This is a genomic window from Peribacillus simplex (assembly GCF_001542915.1).
GTDB classification, from domain to species: Bacteria; Bacillota; Bacilli; order Bacillales; family DSM-1321; genus Peribacillus; species Peribacillus simplex_B.
Genome location: NZ_LNNH01000028.1, coordinates 105,855 through 122,817, shown reverse-complemented (window position 1 = coordinate 122,817; position 16,963 = coordinate 105,855). Strand labels below are relative to the sequence as shown.

Below are 16,963 nucleotides of genomic sequence, written 5' to 3'. Positions count from 1 at the left end.
TGTAGGAGAATGAAAAGATGAAAAGAAGAAGAATGGAAATTATATTTTTATTTATATTAATCGCTGCTGTATACGTAATTTTGTTTACGGAAGTTAACTTTGATATGAAACTGTTTTTTGTAGGATTATATATATTTGTCATGTTCGTGACGATGTTTTCCCTCATGCTCGAAAATAGATTTGCGCACGAAACGCTATTATGGATGTACGTCCTGCTGTTTTTCCCGGTTTTCGGCTATCTATTTTATTTATTTTCAGGACAACTCTATTTAAAAGGGTATTTGTATCAAACCAAAAGGAAAAGAGACCGAGCAGAGTGGAAGGGCCTTGTAAAACAGGTATCAGCTCCAGATTTATCATTCTTGAATAATCACCAGCAATCGTTTGCGGCGTTTGCCAAAAAAGCTTCTGAGACCACTATCAGTACGTCTTCGAAAACGGAAGTCTTGAAAAATGGCAATGAAACGTTTACGGAAATCATAAAACAGTTAAAAAAGGCGGAAAAGTTCATTCATATTGAGTATTATATTTTTCGATCAGATAGGCTTGGCACGGAAATAATCGATATCCTCATTGAAAAAGCACAAGCTGGAGTGGAAGTTTTATTCATTTTTGATGCAGCCGGCAGTTTAAAACTGTCGAATAACGAAATTAAACGAATGAAAAATGCCGGTATAAAAGCCTTCCCGTTTTCTCCTTTGAAAAATGGTTTTTTCAATCAGAAATTCAATTTCAGGAATCACCGGAAGATCATCATCATCGACGGGGAGATTGGCTTTGTCGGCGGCTTGAACGTCGGTGAGGAGTATTTAGGAAGAAATAAAGAGATTGGATTCTGGAGGGATACACATATGGTCCTTAAAGGGGAAGCGGTATATATGCTTCATACCGTTTTTCTTTTGGATTGGGAATATGTCAGTGGTGAAGATGTATTGCAGGAGCGTCCGGAACTGAAAAGCGAAGGCGGAAAAGGGGACGGAGCTGTCCAGGTTGTCGCAAGCGGGCCGGATACACAGCAGGGAATCATGAGTGATTTTTACTATGCGCTTATCAATAGTGCCACCGAATCAGTTTGGATCGCCAGTCCATATTTCGTCCCCAATCAAGCGATCAAAGCGGCGATTAAACATGCTGCCGTAAAAGGAATTCAAGTTAGGCTAATGGTTCCTGCGGTAAATGATGGTTTCTTGACACAATACGGAAGCCGCTCTTATTTCGGGGAGCTGCTTCAATATGGCGTTGAAGTTTATTCCTATAAAAAAGGTTTCTTACATCAGAAACTCATCATCGTGGATGGCGATATTGCCTCCATTGGTACGGCAAACATGGACATGAGGAGTTTTCATCTGAATTTCGAAGTCAATGTCTTCCTTATGGGCAGCCGTTCCATCGGTGATCTTATCACTCACTATAAGGAAGATATGCTGGACAGTGAAAAACTTGACCCCATTACATATAATAATCGCAGTATGCTCGAACGTTCAAAAGAATCATTTGCCAGGTTGTTTTCCAATGTACTCTAATGGGAAAACAACCGAATCAATAGTATAGTGGAAAGGAAAAGAAATTAACGGGAATAAGGAGAATTTAAGAGAACATGAAATTGGTTTCCTGGAACGTAAATGGAATTAGGGCTTGTGTGAAGAAAGGATTTTTAGATTATTTTAAAGAAGTTGATGCGGATATATTCTGTCTGCAAGAAACGAAGCTTCAAGAGGGACAAATTTCGCTTGAACTTGATGGGTACCATCAATATTGGAATTATGCGCTGAAAAAAGGGTATTCGGGGACTGCCATTTTTACAAAAGAAAAGCCGCTCTCAGTGAAATATGGTGTAGGCGACTTGACCGAGGAACCAGAAGGAAGGATCATCACCCTCGAATACGAGAAATTTTATATGGTGAATGTCTATGCACCAAATGCCAAGAGGGATTTGACAAGGCTCGATTATCGTCTCGAATGGGAAGAAGCGATGATCGAGTACCTTAAGGAGCTCGACATGGTTAAACCGGTCATCTTCTGCGGCGATCTTAATGTCGCACATCAGGAAATCGATTTGAAGAACCCCAAACCTAACATCGGAAATTCAGGTTTTACGCTTGAAGAACGTGGTAAAATGACTGAATTGCTTGATGCAGGTTTCATTGATACATTCCGCCATTTTTATCCGTTACAAGAAGGTGCCTATACTTGGTGGTCGTATATGAGCAAAGTAAGAGAGCGGAATATCGGTTGGAGAATCGATTATTTCATTGTTTCAAAGCGATTGTCCGATTCTCTCATGGATGCAAACATCCACTGTGATATCATGGGCAGCGATCATTGCCCGGTCATCTTGGAAGCAAATCTTTAATCAGGATAAATCCAGTTAAATGGGGATACTATTGATTATCATAATTCAATAGGAGGTAATGAGATGAAGACATTCATCGTTGGTTTCCATCAGGAAGATAATGTAGACAGCATGCAGGTGCAAAAATTGACAGCCGCTGAGTTTGAAAAAACGACGTCCCGTGGATTTCGCAGATTATTTGATTTGGATACGAATATCGGCTATTTCGTCTTTTTTGATGCTGAAGATGACGAGGGGGATTTATCGCATTTGGTTTTACAGTATGAAGAAGATAATCAGGATCCAAGTGATTGTTATTCCTTTGCCAAACCTGATTTTTATGAATTCATGGCACTTTATTTACAAGGCATGAATGACAGTGAAGAAGTGGAAGAAGACGATGAAGAGGAATATGGCCCCATTCATCATCTTGCCCATTTGATGTTCCATATCGTTGAAGAAGGGAAATCCGTAAAACCTTAACGGACGTATCGGGAAATGATAGGAACATGTGAGCTTTGTCAAAGGGACGGAATTGAATTGACCGTCCATCATTTAATACCGAGAGAAGAAGGAGGCAGCCATTTACCGACTGCCGCTCTTTGTAAATCATGCCATAAACAGATTCACGCGTTATATTCAAACAAGGAGCTGGCCATCCGCCTCTATACGATCGCATTGCTAAAAGATGATGATTCATTGAAAAAATATATAAAGTGGATTAAAAAACAGCCGGCAACGAAAGCAGTGAAAATAAGGAAATCAAAAACCAAATAAAAGGGGAAAGCCATCTTTCATGTTGGCTTTCCCCTTTTGCTTTTAGCTTGCCTTATTTTTCAACCGATCCAGTAAAAACCCGCCTTTGAAGTAACGCGGCTCATACGAAATGATGAAAGCCTTCGGTTCGAATTTTTCTACGGTTGCGATCAATTCTTGCTCACGGTTGCGTTTCGTCAAAATTTCCATTCGATAACGGTTGCTATCCCTGCCCTCACCTGTATAGAGAGTAACCCCGAATCCATTGTTCCTAAGTGTATCAACTAACTGTGCATTTTTGGATTGAGTATTGACGGTTACATTTATGTAGCCGATGGCGAGTTTCTGCTCAATTTTCGTTCCAAAAATAATTCCGATTCCAAAACCGACAGCATATACAACCATGGCCAGGATGCTCTGGTCGCCGCCAAATACAAGCGATAGTCCAAAAACATACACTAGCATTTCTGCAATGCCCAGTATCGAGGCAAGTACGGTGATATTTTTCACTAAGAAAATGGTTCGCAACGTGTAAATCGGTACATAAATAAGTTGCAATAGTAAAATCAGAAGTATTTCTTTCAAAAGAGCACCTCACCATATCTTCTAGTTATATTCCGATGTCTGAGCATTGGGGATGAACATCCCATATGTAACATCTTCCATAATCTAACCACAATTCATAAGCGGAATTCAATGGAAATATTATGTATTTTTCGTGTCTGTTTTTGGTGAAGGGATTTAATCATATTTTATCTTTTTAGAGATTCTCAATATACTCTTTTTTGTGGAAATTTGGTATGATTATCCTTAATCATTCATAGGGGGATTGATCGTGATTAATTATGATGGGCGGATTTTTAAGGCAAAAGTCAATTCAGAAAACGGGGAAGTTTCGGGCAGTACGTCCTTTCATTATTCACAGGAAGGCTCCATTCTTTCAGCGATCTATCAAGGCGGTGAAATTGTAAAAGGGAGCTTGATAGGACTCGTCAACCCTGATGGAACACTTCAATTCCGCTATAATCATATCAATGAAAAAGGGGAAATTAGAGGAGGCAGCTGTTTTTCCACACCAGAGATATTGACTGACGGAAGAATACGATTGCATGAAAAATGGAAATGGTCAGATATCGAGCAGACCGAAGGACATTCGATCATGGAAGAGCAGGAAAGATAACGTAATCCAATATAGAAAGGCGTGATGACAATTACGACGATTTGTTTAGTACGGCATGGACAGACGGATTGGAATGCACAGGGAAAGCTGCAGGGGCAGACAGATATTCCGTTAAATGAACTCGGAAAGATACAGGCACGTCAATGCGGTGAATTCCTGATGAAAGAAGATTGGGATGTAATCATTACAAGTCCGCTTATAAGGGCAAGGGAAACGGCTGATATCATTGCTCATTATATGGATGTTCCGGTAATTGAGAAAATCGAATTCATTGAAAAGAATTTTGGAGCCGCAGAAGGATTGACAGCCGAAAAAAGGGAGGCAACTTACAAAAATAAAGTTTATCCGGGCCAGGAAAGCGAGAAGGCCCTCACTAACCGCCTGATGAAGGGACTTCAAGAAATCCAGGAGGCATATCCAGAAAAGAAAGTGATACTTGTTGCACATGGAGCCGTTATTCATTTCATCTTACGATTGATGTCCAACGAATCAATTGTAACCAGTGATATGCGTTTGTCCAATGCATGCTTGAGTACGATAAGATTCGAGGTCGATTCCTGGATCATTAAAGACTTCAATCAAATCAAACATTTGTCATAATAATCAAAAGGTAAATGAGTCGATGGAAGGTTCACGATAGCTCATGAAGGAAAGAAGGAAATCATGATTAAAAAAAAGATGGCATTGGTTTTAGGGGCAACGGGAGTGGTCGGTACCCAGCTTGTTAAACAACTAAGCAATAGCCATGTTTATGACGAAATCCATTTGCTGACAAGAAGGCATGTGGATATGCATGAACCGAATTGCACCGTACATATTGTAGATTTCGACCGTTTGTCAACGTTTGCCCATTTATTTAACGTCACGGATGTTTTTATTTGTTTGGGTACAACGATCAAGAAGGCTAAATCAAAAGAGGCTTTTCGTAAAGTGGATTATACCTATGTTATGGAAGCGGCGAAAATGGCGAAAAGCTGCGATGTTGAAAAATTACTCGTCATAACGGCTATGGGAGCCAATTCAAAATCGGCCTTTTTTTACAGTCGTGTAAAAGGTGATGTCGAAGGTGGACTTCAACAGTTAGCCATGAACTCGGTTCATATATTTCGCCCTTCATTACTTCTTGGCGAAAGAGAGGAATTCCGGGCAGGTGAGAAAATCTCTGGCATGTTGAGCTCCATCGCACAATTCATCTTCATTGGACCTCTGCGTCCCTATCGTGCCATACAAGCAAAAAAGGTAGCCGCAGCCATGTATGCCGCAGCCCAAACATCACCCCAAGGCTTTCACATTCATCGTTCTGATGAAATCGAGAAGCTGGCCATTTCAATTGATCAGTAAACAAAAGGGGTCCGGAATTTTTAAATTCCAGACCCCTTTTGAAATTCCCTTTGGGTAAAGCTAGTATGATTTTTTCGTTCGGTAGCCGAAGTGGAAGGAATAATTAAAAATGGCAGTTTTCGCATACCGACGCGATTTAGAGTAATCCCATTTTGGTGGGAAGTTAGCCGCTGCTCTTGCTTAAATCCGCATTGACGAACGTATGTTCCTTATTGTAATATGGAAACATGGGTAATAATGTTAGAGGATCATTCAATTGGTAAATGAGCCATGGCAGTTACTCGGGGTTTTACCAAAAAATTAGAATCAAAGGGGTAATTTATTATGAGCATGAGGTTGTCTCCCTATTTAATGATGAATGGTAATGCGAAAGAAGCGATTGGATTTTACGAAAAAGCATTGGAAGCGCAAGTCCTTTTTATACAAACTTTTGGCGAAATGCCAGAAAACCCGGAATTTCCTTTGCCGAAGGAAGCGAAGGAACTTGTGTCACATGCTATGTTGAAGGTTGGGGAAACGGATCTAATGTTTTCGGATTCATTTCCAGGGCAAACGAGTCAGACAGGTGATCAAGTTACGATTTGCATTTCAACTGACGATATCGAGAAATCAACCAAGATTTTTGAAGCCCTATCGCAAAATGGTCAAGTGAAAATGCCGTTGCAGGAAGCTTTTTTTAGCCCTGCTTATGGAATTGTGACAGACAAATTCGGTATAACCTTTCAAATTTATACAGAGGGCCAAAAATAACTTTTTGTAATTGCCCTATAAAATGAAACCGTGATGATCGCTATAGTGTCAATAAGGTAAGGGATGGTGAAAATCATTGCCATAGTAATCCCTTAATCGGCATGGTTGAAAGATTAAGTCCGAATCCCTCATTTTGCCTCATCGAGGGATTCGGATATTTAAATGGGCTCAGTGTTCTTATCCGTATTTTTCGTGTACATGATTTGGCTTTATACGAATGGAATTCTTTCGTTATCCTGCTGTGATATCTGTCATCCAATCTTTATCTGTTTGTTTTTTGTTTGAAAAGGAGCTGTGCTATTATTTATTGGATTACAAATTGATAGTGCCAAAGGAATTCAGTACAGCTATAGAGGAACAGCAGCACTGGCTATACATGAAATGCAGGCTGATGGCGGAATTGTTGAGTACATAACATATATAGATTTTTGAACAATGCGCCCCATCCTAAGGTAGAAGGCTCATTGTTTCGTAGTTAGTCCAGCATCATTCAGCATTTCATGGTGAGTAGAGGGAAAGGTGAAAAATGTGAACACAGATCAAGCTTTCGACCTGTTAAAGGATGCAGGCGTAACAGAAAGTATTAGTATACAAACTGTCAGGCGTTGGCTGCGTGAGGGCAGGATTAAATACGAGGGAGGGAACGGGAGTAGAAAAACAGGATCTACGATGGATGACACAGATCTGGCATTTGACTTGTTAAAGGATGCAGGCATTTCTGAACATGTTCGTTTGCAGGTTGTCAGGCGTTGGCTTAATGAAGGCAGGATTAAATACGAGGGTAAAAGCAAGCGGGATTCTGGATATATCATCGATGATGCAACCAAAAATCTGTCTATAAATGATGTACCGGCACAAAACAAGGATGAAATCATACATCGGTTAAGGTTAAAAATACAAGCCCAAGATACGCATATAGAAGGAATGGAAGCACTCTATGAGACTGCCAAAAAAACATTAATTCAGCAAAGAGAAATGTATAAAAAGGAAGTGGTCATGCTTAGGAATGAGAAAAGCCAATTGCAAAATGAAGCGGGGGATCTGTTAACGGAAAATATTGAATTACGTAACGAATTGACGAAACGGAAGCAAAATCAAACGGGCCATTTCAATTCCGCCCCCATTGCCCGATCAGATGATTATAGCAAAAAATTAGGGCTTTCAAAAAAAGCAACCGTTAAAGAAGTATTGGCAGGATATAAAGGTTTATTAAAAATAACGCATCCTGATCAGAACGGCAATGCTAAGGTATTCCATTACATTAAGACAGATTATGATAACTTTAGAAAAGGCAACAACGGGATATGATGTTGCTGAAAAAGTGAGGTCGTTGAAGCGGCCTTTTTGTTTTGCCATCTATAGGGAATCTTATTGTATCAATATAGCTGATCTAGTAGTTACGCTGACAATTTATTTTATAGAACTCCTTATATATTACGTAATCCAAATTTTTAAATAAACTTAATATTCAGAAAATAATATACACTACGGCTTGTAATCGTTAAGACTTGTTTAAATCCCATCCAAACTATAAGAATACATTTCTTCATTCATGAAACCGCTTCTCATTCAAAGAGTTTTCAAGACTTTTGCCTACTCATTTTCTGTGTGTGGCGGCAGGTAATCAGTAGTCAGTATTCTGTTTTTTCTATAACTTCCAGGTGTTGAGCCGAGGTGTTTTTTAAATGTGAGATGAAAATGAGGCATACTTTGAAATCCGCATCTTTCAGCAATAACCGAGATGTTTTCATCGGTATGTAATAGGAGTTCTTTCGCCATGAGAATCCTTTTTTGGGTGATATATTCGGAGACATTTAATCCTATCACTTGCTTGAATACTCTACTGAAATGTGCAGTACTAACGTTTGCCACATCAGCAAGTTCAACCAGACTCAATCCAGTGGTAAAGCTACTCTCAATATAAACTAATATCTCTCTCATCCATAAAGGCATCCATAAAGGCCCCCAATTAATAGGCGTAGAGAGCTCGTGCTTGGATTGAACAATCATTCGGTTTAGGTAGTGCAACACCATATGAAGTTGTAATAGAATCGCATGTTTAAATCCGAATGCTTCTTGATTCCATTCTCTGTTCATCTCTTCAAAATGGGTTTCCAACACCTTTTGTTGAGTGCATTGCATGGAATATTTATAGTCCTTTGCTTTTCGGCTTTTTTCGAATAGTTGGTGATAAGAGAAGGATTCTCCAAGAGAGTTGTTATGAATAAGTAAGGGATTAAAGAAAATGACTGTACATGTTATAGGGTCTTCCTTATCGTGAATGGTGTGATGAATTGTATTTCCGGGGATGATGAATAGGTCTCCTTTTTGGATATAATGATATCCATTGTCAAAGAAAAAGGTACCCTTCCCGTCATACACATATATGATTTCGTACCAGTCATGAAAATGGTCGGGCAGTTCACTCTCCGTGTTTTTTTTGTCTTGATAGACTAGTTGAAGTGGAAAAAGTGTATTATTATCAAATTGTTTTTGCATGGGTTTCAATTAAAAATCATCACCATTTCCTGTAATTTAGTAAATAACACCGATATATCAAAAAACCGTATAAATATGATGAATTACGGAATTTATGTTTTGAAATTCGATGATACAATATTTTTAAGAGATAAAAAACATCATGTTGTTGAAATTTCTTAGCGACACAATTCATTGCATAAAAAAGAGAACGCTATCAAAAAGTACGAACTAATATAAAGGAGGAGATAGAATTACTGGCAGTTCCTATGGGGAATTGAGTCTGAAAATTTAGAATTATAAAAAATTTAATTCAATATTATTTTATCCCTATGACCCTACAGCTGTGAAGCTATTATGGACGAAATTTCGTCGGGATTCTACCATTTTTCTTTGCAAGTACTCTGTTTTATGTAAAATATTGGATGAGTACGGTTCGTTTCTTATTAAAAAATGAATGATTGTGAGGTGTGAATAGATGAGTGAAAATTCTTTTAAAACGGGTGTTTCTTGTATTGTCATGGATTCCAAGGACAATGTGGCGACCTTACTTTGTGATGTCAAAGCGGGGGAAAACCTTTCTTTTAACCTTAACGGAATTAGTCATAACATAATCGTTCAGCAAGATGTGAAATTCTGTCACAAAGTTGCGATTCGTCCGGTTAAAAAAGGAGAGCGAATTATTAAGTATGGCGAATCAATCGGAGCCGCAACCGAAGGTATTGATGAAGGAGAACATGTACATGTTCATAATATTGAAGGCATTCGAGGACGCGGGGATCAAAAAGCAGGGAGTAGGAGGGATTCTAATGACATTATTTAAAGGTTATCGCAGAACAGACGGAAAGGTAGGTATACGAAATCATGTTTTATTATTGCCTACTGTTGTTTGTGCAAATCAGGTGGTAAACAGAATTCAGCAGCAAGTGCCGGGAACAGTTGCGATTCCTCATCAACATGGCTGCAGCCAAGTAGGGGATGATAAAGAAAGAACACATCAAGTACTCGTGGGAATGGGGAAAAACCCCAACGTCGGAGCGGTATTGATCGTAAGCCTTGGCTGCGAAGTGATGAAAGCAGACCAAATTCGCGATGAAATAAGAGAGACTGGCAAGCCCGTCATCTGGTTGGATATACAATATGAAGGAGGCTCAGTTAAAACAATTCAAAAAGGAATAGATTCAGCTCGTAAACTTGTCATGGATATTCAACAAATCCCTAAGGAAGACATTTCTTTGTCTGAGATCATTGTCGGGGTGAAATGCGGAGGATCTGACTCAACTTCTGGATTATGCAGTAATCCTGCTTTAGGTAAGGCCTCAGACTTGATCATCAGCGAAGGAGGATGCATTGTCATGGGGGAAACAACGGAAATTATTGGCGCAGAGCATATTGTAGCTGAAAAAGCCGTTTCCGATGACATTCGTCACAAACTATATTCGTATGTTGAGAGGTTTGAAAAAGAAATCGAGCGCATGGGTGTCGATATGCGCGGTGGCAATCCAAGCCCGGGAAATATTGAAGGTGGACTTTCAAGCATTGAAGAGAAATCGCTAGGGTGTATTAGTAAAGCAGGAACATCACCTTTACAAGGGGTAGTGGAGTACGCGCAATCCATCCCTGGAAAAGGTTATTACTTTATGGATTCACCAGGAAATGATATCGAGTGTGTTTCTGGCATGGCAGCTGCCGGGGTACAAGTTGTTTGCTTTACAACCGGCCGTGGGACTCCTACAGGAAACCCGATTCTTCCAGTCATTAAAATTACTGGAAATGAGCTAACCGGAAAACGGATGAACGATAATATTGACATGGATATAAGCAGTGTGCTGCAAGGAAAAGAAACGTTAGACCAGGCTGGAAAGCGGATTTTTGATGAGATTGTGGACATATCATCGGGTAGTTTAACAAAAGCAGAAATTCTCGGTCATCAGGAGTTTAGTATCAATCGAATCGGCATTAGCCTATAAGAAGCAAAATTTAGTGATACGAAAGGTGTGAGTGTGATGAGATTGCAAGGGAAAATTGTATTGATCACTGGTTCGGGCTCTGGCATCGGAAAAAGTACGGCGTTACTTTTTGCAAAAGAAGGGGCCACTATCATCGTGAATGACCTTGATGAAAAAAATGGGAACCAAGCAGTAGGAGAAATCACTTCATCAGGCGGGGAAGCGACCTTTATTCATGCTGACGTCACGGATGCCGATTCTGTTAAAGAAATGGTTCAACAGGTAGTTGGAAAATATTCCAGGATTGATGTTCTTTTCAATAATGCCGGCATTAGCGGTATAGGCGAACTGCATGAAATCGAACCCGACGACTGGGATAGGGTAATCAGTGTAAATATTAAAGGAGTTTACCTGCCAAGTAAATATGTCTTGCCGCACATGATGGAGAGAAAAAATGGCTCCATCATCAATATGTCATCATGTATCGCTGAAATTGGCTTAGCGCGCAGAGCCTCTTATGCTGCTACAAAAGGAGCGGTTTTGGCACTTACAAAATCCATGCAGGTCGATTACGCACCTTATAAAATTCGTGTAAATGCGTTGTTGCCGGGAACGATTTTCACGCCATTTGTGGAAAAGTATTTGCAAACCTCTTACGATAATCCGGAAGAAGCGGTGGAACATATAAAAACTCGCCAATTAAGCGGTGATCTCGGAAAACCGGAAGATGTTGCAAAAGCGGCTTTATTTTTAGCATCCGATGAATCTAAGTTTATGATGGGCTCCCCGCTTTATATGGACGGTGGTGTCGTCTTCGGAAAAAATGCATGAGAGCAAAGAGATACAAAAAATTTAAAAGGATATGAGGAGGATCATTTTGAAGTTATTAACTTTCAAGAAAAATGGCAAACAATCTCTTGGGGTGAAAGTGGATAATGGTATTGTTGATGTAGTATCTGCATTATCCGTTATTGGAGGGGAAAGCGTACCGACGAATATCATGGAAGTCATCGAAGGCGGACAAACAGCACTGGCTGCATTAGGAAGATTAGTAACCAACCCTGATGTATATAACGCTGAAACCTATGTTTTGAATGAAAAGGATATAGAGTGGGAGCCTTGTGTGACCCAGCCTAATAAAATCATTTGTGTGGGGCTTAATTACCGTAAACATGCAGATGAAACCAATGCAGCTTATCCGGAAGTTCCGATTCTATTTAACAAGTTTAACAATACACTAACAGGCCATCTATGTGAGATTGCCGTACCCGCAGTAACAGAAAAGTTAGACTATGAGGTGGAACTGGGTGTTGTCGTTGGAAAGAAAGCAAAATTCGTTTCACAAGAGAATGCCCTCGAGCATGTGTTTGGGTATTGTCCGGTGAATGATTTGTCCGCAAGGGATTTACAGTTTAAGACACCGCAATGGCTGCTTGGAAAAACATGTGATGATTTCAGCCCAATGGGTCCCTATTTAGTAACGGCTGAAGAAGTGGGAGATCCACAGAATTTGAGTATAAAAACATTGGTAAACGGAGAAGTGCGTCAGAATTCTAATACGTCGGACATGATTTTTACTGTTGCCCAAATGGTAAGTTATATTTCCAATCATATGACCTTAATTCCAGGAGATATCATTCTGACAGGAACACCGGAGGGGGTAATCTTGGGCTATCCCGAAGAAAAACAAACTTATATAAAGCCTGGCGATGTCGTTTCCGTTGAAATTGAAAAGCTGGGAGTATTAACAAATACATTTATTGAAGAAAAGAATCTGCAATAAAAACATGAATTTCCTGCCAGCGTGATGATTTTGATGCAACATCAAATCGCCTACTAATGATTTCGGGCAGGCTTCATTCTTCGGTGAACCTGCTCTTTGTCAGTATATCCATGGCTTACTTTAAGGGGGGAGAATATGTTATCAAAGGGTAGGACTTCTATTATGATTTTGCTTTTCTTAGCAGGTGTTATTAATTATTTGGACAGATCCGCACTCTCGATTGCTGCGCCTTTTATACAAGCTGAGTTAAATTTAACACCTACGCAAATGGGTATAGTCTTTAGCAGTTTTTCTGTTGGTTATGCGGTGTTCAACTTTCTTGGAGGAATGGCTTCGGATCGTTATGGCGCTAAACTGACGCTATTTGTCGCCATGATTGTTTGGTCCATATTTAGCGGTGCAATCGCTTTAGCATTTGGACTAGCTAGTTTAATTATTATTCGTGTGTTTTTTGGAATGGGGGAAGGACCATTATCTGCCACAATAAACAAGATGATTAATAATTGGTTTCCAGCTGACAAACGGGCAGGTGCTATTGGCTTAGCCAATAGCGGTACTCCATTAGGGGGAGCGATTGCAGGACCCATTGTCGGTATAATAGCACTCAGTTTTGGTTGGAGAATATCTTTCATCATAATCATGCTGCTCGGCTTTGCCTGGGCGATAGCTTGGTGGTTATTCAGTAAAGAAGGACCTGCAGATAATGTTACTACTCCAAGTAATCAACAATATGTTAATAAAGTCTCCTCAAATAAAAAAATTCAATTAAGTTATTATTTAAAACAAAAAACAGTTTTATTTACATCCTTTGCTTATTTTGCTTATTCATATATTCTCTTTTTCTTTTTAACTTGGTTTCCTAGCTATTTAATAGATACTCATGGATTAAATGTCAAGGAAATGAGCATCGTTACAGTCATCCCATGGATATTGGGTTTTATTGGATTAGCTTCAGGCGGATATTTATCGGATTTTGTATACAAGAAGTTCTCTGGAAAAGGAATATTATTTTCTCGTAAGGTTGTATTAGTCACATGTTTGTTTATTTCTGCTTTGTGTATTGGACTTGCAGGAATTGTGACCACAACTATAGGAGCTGTAAGTTTAGTGGCTTCATCAGTTTTGTTCTTGTATTTAACCGGATCCATTTACTGGGCGATCGTTCAGGACGTTGTAGATCCACAAAATGTTGGTTCGGTCGGAGGTTTCATGCACTTCTTAGCCAATACGGCTGGAATACTTGGTCCAACGGTAACAGGATACCTTGTTCAAGTATCTGGAACCTATACAGCAGCATTTCTATTAGCGGGTAGTTTAGCAATTTTCGCATCATTGGCGGTAATACGGTATGTAAAACCGATTAATTTGGAAGTGTTAAACATTAACAACCAATTGGATTTAAGATAAAGTGAATGAACTCCAGGGTATTAGACAAATAAAAGGTTTAATAGTAGGTGAGTTATTGCGGCAATAAATTAAAGCTGTAAAAAAAGGGAGATATATTAACCGTTTAGGGCATCAGGCAGGTAATTTACCGAAGAGGCAAGGTTTATTTACCTTTATAAATATTTTAAAAATAACCTCGTTAGAATATACGAATAAAACCAATCTAAAAACAAGTAAGTAAGACTCAAGTACCTTCCTAGGAATTATCCGATACACAAATGATTTTCAAATGGTAAATAATCGTTTTATAAAAGGGAATTTTATACTTTTGTTGAACTTGAATAGTGTGGGCCGTTTTTGCAGTTTGAAGATTTGATTTTTTTCGTAACCGCTTACATGCATTGATCATCTTTGTCTTTGAGCAGGCCTGTGTACTATCATATTATTTTGCATGCATGCCAAACCAAATCATTTGTGAATGGAGGTTAACTTATGGTTAACACGATGGCGGTCAATAAGGATGAATCACGTTCCTTCTTCACGAAAGAACACTTATTATTTCGACGGTCATTTCGTGAATTTCTTGATAATGAGGCTGTTCCCCATTATCATCAATGGGAAAAAGAGGGGGAAATACCACGCTCATTTCGAAAGAAAATGGGGGATAATGGATTTTTAAGTCCATGGCTTGATGTGGAATTCGGTGGATCCGGAGCAGACTTTGCCTATTCAGTTGTAGTGGCAGAGGAATTGGAAAGAATCAGATCTGGCTTGGCAGGAATATTCATTGATTCAGATGTTGTGGCCCGCTATATTGCTTCATTCGGAACAATTGATCAAAAACATAGGTTTTTACCTGGACTCAGGTCAGGTGAACTGTTATCTGCTTATGCTCTTTCAGAGCAGGATGCGTGTCCTGAGCAAACCACTGCCGTCAAAAAAGATGGGTATTATCGAATCACGGGAGCAAAAACCTTCATTACGAACGGTTATAGGGCCGACTTAATGATAGTAGCCTGTAAAAACGATTTTGGAGTCGGTCTTGACGGTATCAGTTTGCTGCTGGTGGACAAAGATACTCCGGGATTGACAATGGGCAGGAAGCTTGTTAAGGATGGCAGGAATGGTCTGGAAACAGCCGACCTTTTTTTTGATGACGCTGCAGTACCACTCGAAAGCATCCTTGGGGAGGAAGGGAAAGGGCTATCCTATATCAATCAAAATTCACAGCAGGAAAGCCTTATGTGTGCGCTTAAATCGTTAATGGCAGCAAAAGAAATGTACCATTTGACGAAAGGATATGTAAAAGAAGGCAAAACCTTTAATAAGAACATTAGCCAATGTCCAAAAACGAGGTCTACGTTTGCTGAAATAGCGACAGATATTCAAGTGGGCAGTACGTTAGTCGATGATTTGATATGTAAACATATGGATGGGGAGAATATCATCACTCAGGTCTCGATGGCTGAATATTGGATCACAAAAATGTCCAAACGAATATCTGACAGGTGCATGCAGGTACATGATGGGTACGGACATAGGAGTGACGATAAGATTATCAGGCGTCATCGGGACATTTCCGTGTTTTCAACCCGTAAAGGGCCAACTGACATCATAAAAAACCTCTTTGCCAATCCAAACGAGTTGGATGCATGATCTTAATTAGAATCTACTAACTGCCTTTTTAAAAGGGCAGTTTTTTTATTCCATTTTTTCATATAAATACAAAGAACTAGAAATTTACACTTTAAATGTTTAAGAGATTTACTGTCTGGGTATAACAGACTGTGCATATAAAAGGTAATATTTTTGTAAAATTTGTAATTGTTTACGAATGATGGAGGTGCTTGTTATGTTAAAAATCGAGAATGTATCAAAAATCTATAAGGGAGGCAAGAAGGCTGTAAAGAATATATCACTGGACATAAAAAAAGGAGAGTTCATTTGCTTCATTGGTCCAAGTGGCTGTGGTAAAACGACAACCATGAAAATGATTAACCGTCTAATTGAACCGTCAGAAGGTCAGATCCTGATAAATGGTGAAAATATAATGGATAAAGACCCGGTTCAATTAAGAAGGGAAATTGGGTACGTCATTCAGCAAATCGGACTTTTCCCACATATGACGATTCTGGAAAATATCACGCTCGTTCCAAAACTTCTTAAATGGGAGGAACAGCGAAAAAAAGAACGTGCACTTGAATTGCTTCAGCTTGTCGATATGGGCCCTGAATATTTAGAAAGGTATCCACACGAACTGAGCGGCGGGCAGCAGCAAAGAATTGGCGTGCTGAGAGCACTTGCTTCCAATCCACCTCTTATTTTAATGGATGAACCATTCGGTGCACTCGATCCGATAACCCGCGATGCCCTACAGGAAGAATTTAAAAATCTCCAGCGTACACTGAACAAAACCATCGTTTTCGTGACTCACGACATGGATGAAGCAATTAAGCTAGCCGACCGGATTGTCATTTTGAAGGGTGGGGAAATCGTTCAAGTGGGGACACCGGATGAAATACTCAGAAACCCAGTGAATGAATTCGTCGAAGAGTTCATAGGAAAAGATCGATTGCTTCAAACAAGACCTTATGTTGAGTTGGTGGAACAAATCATGAGTCGTAATCCGATATCCATTACAGAGGAAAAGTCTCTTACCGATGCCATCAAGATCATGCGCGAGAAAAGGGTGGATTCCTTACTTGTGGTCGATGAGCAAAATATGTTGAAGGGCTACGTGGATGTAGAAACGATCAGTGAATACCGTAAAAAAGCTACATTCATAAGTGAAGTGATTAATACAGAAGTATATTCAGTGAAACAAGATTCTTTAATCCGTGATTCGGTTCAAAAGATCCTGAAACGGGGATTCAAATATGTGCCGGTAGTTGATCACAATAAACGCCTGGTCGGAATTGTCACCAGGGCAACACTAGTCGATATTGTATATGACAGCATCTGGGGAGAGGAAGAAAGTCAAATAGCTGAAATGGTTGAAATGTTCTAGG

The 16,963-nt window shown here is 39.6% G+C and carries 18 protein-coding genes; 16 read left to right on the top strand and 2 right to left on the bottom strand.

The window, feature by feature from the left end; all coding sequences use genetic code 11:
- Window positions 1-17 precede the first annotated feature (17 nt).
- The 4 genes from cls (at window position 18) to AS888_RS14760 (ending at window position 3,109) form a co-directional block, all read left to right on the top strand.
- On the top strand, window positions 18-1,523 hold the full coding sequence (gene cls, locus AS888_RS14775; RefSeq protein ID WP_061142910.1) for a cardiolipin synthase: 1,506 nt from the start codon (window positions 18-20) through the stop codon (window positions 1,521-1,523).
- 74 nt (window positions 1,524-1,597) lie between these two features.
- On the top strand, window positions 1,598-2,353 hold the full coding sequence (locus AS888_RS14770; RefSeq protein WP_061142909.1) for an exodeoxyribonuclease III: 756 nt from the start codon (window positions 1,598-1,600) through the stop codon (window positions 2,351-2,353).
- A 63-nt stretch (window positions 2,354-2,416) separates the two neighbouring features.
- A complete protein-coding gene (locus AS888_RS14765) occupies window positions 2,417-2,815 on the top strand; it encodes a hypothetical protein (RefSeq protein WP_061142908.1) in 399 nt (132 codons plus the stop codon).
- A gap of 15 nt (window positions 2,816-2,830) precedes the next feature.
- Window positions 2,831-3,109: an HNH endonuclease gene (locus AS888_RS14760; RefSeq protein ID WP_061142907.1), complete on the top strand. Its 279-nt coding sequence runs from the start codon at window positions 2,831-2,833 to the stop codon at window positions 3,107-3,109.
- A gap of 42 nt (window positions 3,110-3,151) precedes the next feature.
- On the opposite strand, the gene AS888_RS14755 is transcribed toward AS888_RS14760, so the two are convergent.
- Window positions 3,152-3,673 (bottom strand): DUF2179 domain-containing protein, encoded by a 522-nt coding sequence (locus tag AS888_RS14755; protein WP_061142906.1) that lies wholly within the window; start codon window positions 3,671-3,673, stop codon window positions 3,152-3,154.
- Window positions 3,674-3,923: 250 nt separating this feature from the next.
- Here AS888_RS14755 and AS888_RS14750 point away from each other — a divergent pair, with 250 nt between their 5' ends.
- The 5 genes from AS888_RS14750 to AS888_RS14730 all read left to right on the top strand — a co-directional run bounded on the left by AS888_RS14750 (window position 3,924) and on the right by AS888_RS14730 (window position 7,667).
- The gene (locus AS888_RS14750; protein ID WP_185113100.1) at window positions 3,924-4,268 is read left to right on the top strand and encodes an avidin-fold protein; all 345 of its coding nucleotides are present in this window, start codon (window positions 3,924-3,926) and stop codon (window positions 4,266-4,268) included.
- 30 nt (window positions 4,269-4,298) lie between these two features.
- The gene (locus tag AS888_RS14745) at window positions 4,299-4,868 is read left to right on the top strand and encodes a histidine phosphatase family protein (RefSeq protein ID WP_061143010.1); all 570 of its coding nucleotides are present in this window, start codon (window positions 4,299-4,301) and stop codon (window positions 4,866-4,868) included.
- 63 nt (window positions 4,869-4,931) lie between these two features.
- A complete protein-coding gene (locus AS888_RS14740; RefSeq protein WP_061142905.1) occupies window positions 4,932-5,609 on the top strand; it encodes an NAD-dependent epimerase/dehydratase family protein in 678 nt (225 codons plus the stop codon).
- Between the two features lie 324 nt (window positions 5,610-5,933).
- Window positions 5,934-6,359, top strand: a complete 426-nt coding sequence (locus AS888_RS14735) for a VOC family protein (protein ID WP_061142904.1) — start codon at window positions 5,934-5,936, stop codon at window positions 6,357-6,359.
- A 528-nt stretch (window positions 6,360-6,887) separates the two neighbouring features.
- Window positions 6,888-7,667 carry a hypothetical protein gene (locus AS888_RS14730; protein WP_155645504.1) on the top strand — a complete coding sequence of 260 codons (780 nt, stop codon included), beginning with the start codon at window positions 6,888-6,890 and terminating at the stop codon, window positions 7,665-7,667.
- Between the two features lie 285 nt (window positions 7,668-7,952).
- Here AS888_RS14730 and AS888_RS14725 read toward each other — a convergent pair whose 3' ends face one another.
- Window positions 7,953-8,858, bottom strand: coding sequence for an AraC family transcriptional regulator (locus AS888_RS14725; RefSeq protein WP_061142902.1), 906 nt, complete (start codon window positions 8,856-8,858; stop codon window positions 7,953-7,955).
- Between the two features lie 457 nt (window positions 8,859-9,315).
- Here AS888_RS14725 and AS888_RS14720 point away from each other — a divergent pair, with 457 nt between their 5' ends.
- The 7 genes from AS888_RS14720 (at window position 9,316) to AS888_RS14690 (ending at window position 16,962) form a co-directional block, all read left to right on the top strand.
- Window positions 9,316-9,660, top strand: coding sequence for a UxaA family hydrolase (locus AS888_RS14720; RefSeq protein ID WP_061142901.1), 345 nt, complete (start codon window positions 9,316-9,318; stop codon window positions 9,658-9,660).
- Complete coding sequence (locus AS888_RS14715) at window positions 9,647-10,807, top strand: UxaA family hydrolase (RefSeq protein ID WP_061142900.1); 1,161 nt, start codon at window positions 9,647-9,649, stop codon at window positions 10,805-10,807. Before AS888_RS14720 ends, AS888_RS14715 begins: the two co-directional genes overlap by 14 nt.
- Window positions 10,808-10,843: 36 nt before the next feature.
- Window positions 10,844-11,617 (top strand): SDR family NAD(P)-dependent oxidoreductase, encoded by a 774-nt coding sequence (locus AS888_RS14710; protein WP_061142899.1) that lies wholly within the window; start codon window positions 10,844-10,846, stop codon window positions 11,615-11,617.
- A gap of 46 nt (window positions 11,618-11,663) precedes the next feature.
- The gene (locus AS888_RS14705; RefSeq protein WP_061142898.1) at window positions 11,664-12,569 is read left to right on the top strand and encodes a fumarylacetoacetate hydrolase family protein; all 906 of its coding nucleotides are present in this window, start codon (window positions 11,664-11,666) and stop codon (window positions 12,567-12,569) included.
- Between the two features lie 135 nt (window positions 12,570-12,704).
- The gene (locus AS888_RS14700) at window positions 12,705-13,976 is read left to right on the top strand and encodes an MFS transporter (RefSeq protein WP_061142897.1); all 1,272 of its coding nucleotides are present in this window, start codon (window positions 12,705-12,707) and stop codon (window positions 13,974-13,976) included.
- A 471-nt stretch (window positions 13,977-14,447) separates the two neighbouring features.
- Window positions 14,448-15,611, top strand: a complete 1,164-nt coding sequence (locus AS888_RS14695; protein WP_061142896.1) for an acyl-CoA dehydrogenase family protein — start codon at window positions 14,448-14,450, stop codon at window positions 15,609-15,611.
- A 196-nt stretch (window positions 15,612-15,807) separates the two neighbouring features.
- The gene (locus AS888_RS14690; protein ID WP_061142895.1) at window positions 15,808-16,962 is read left to right on the top strand and encodes a betaine/proline/choline family ABC transporter ATP-binding protein; all 1,155 of its coding nucleotides are present in this window, start codon (window positions 15,808-15,810) and stop codon (window positions 16,960-16,962) included.
- Window position 16,963 lies beyond the last annotated feature (1 nt).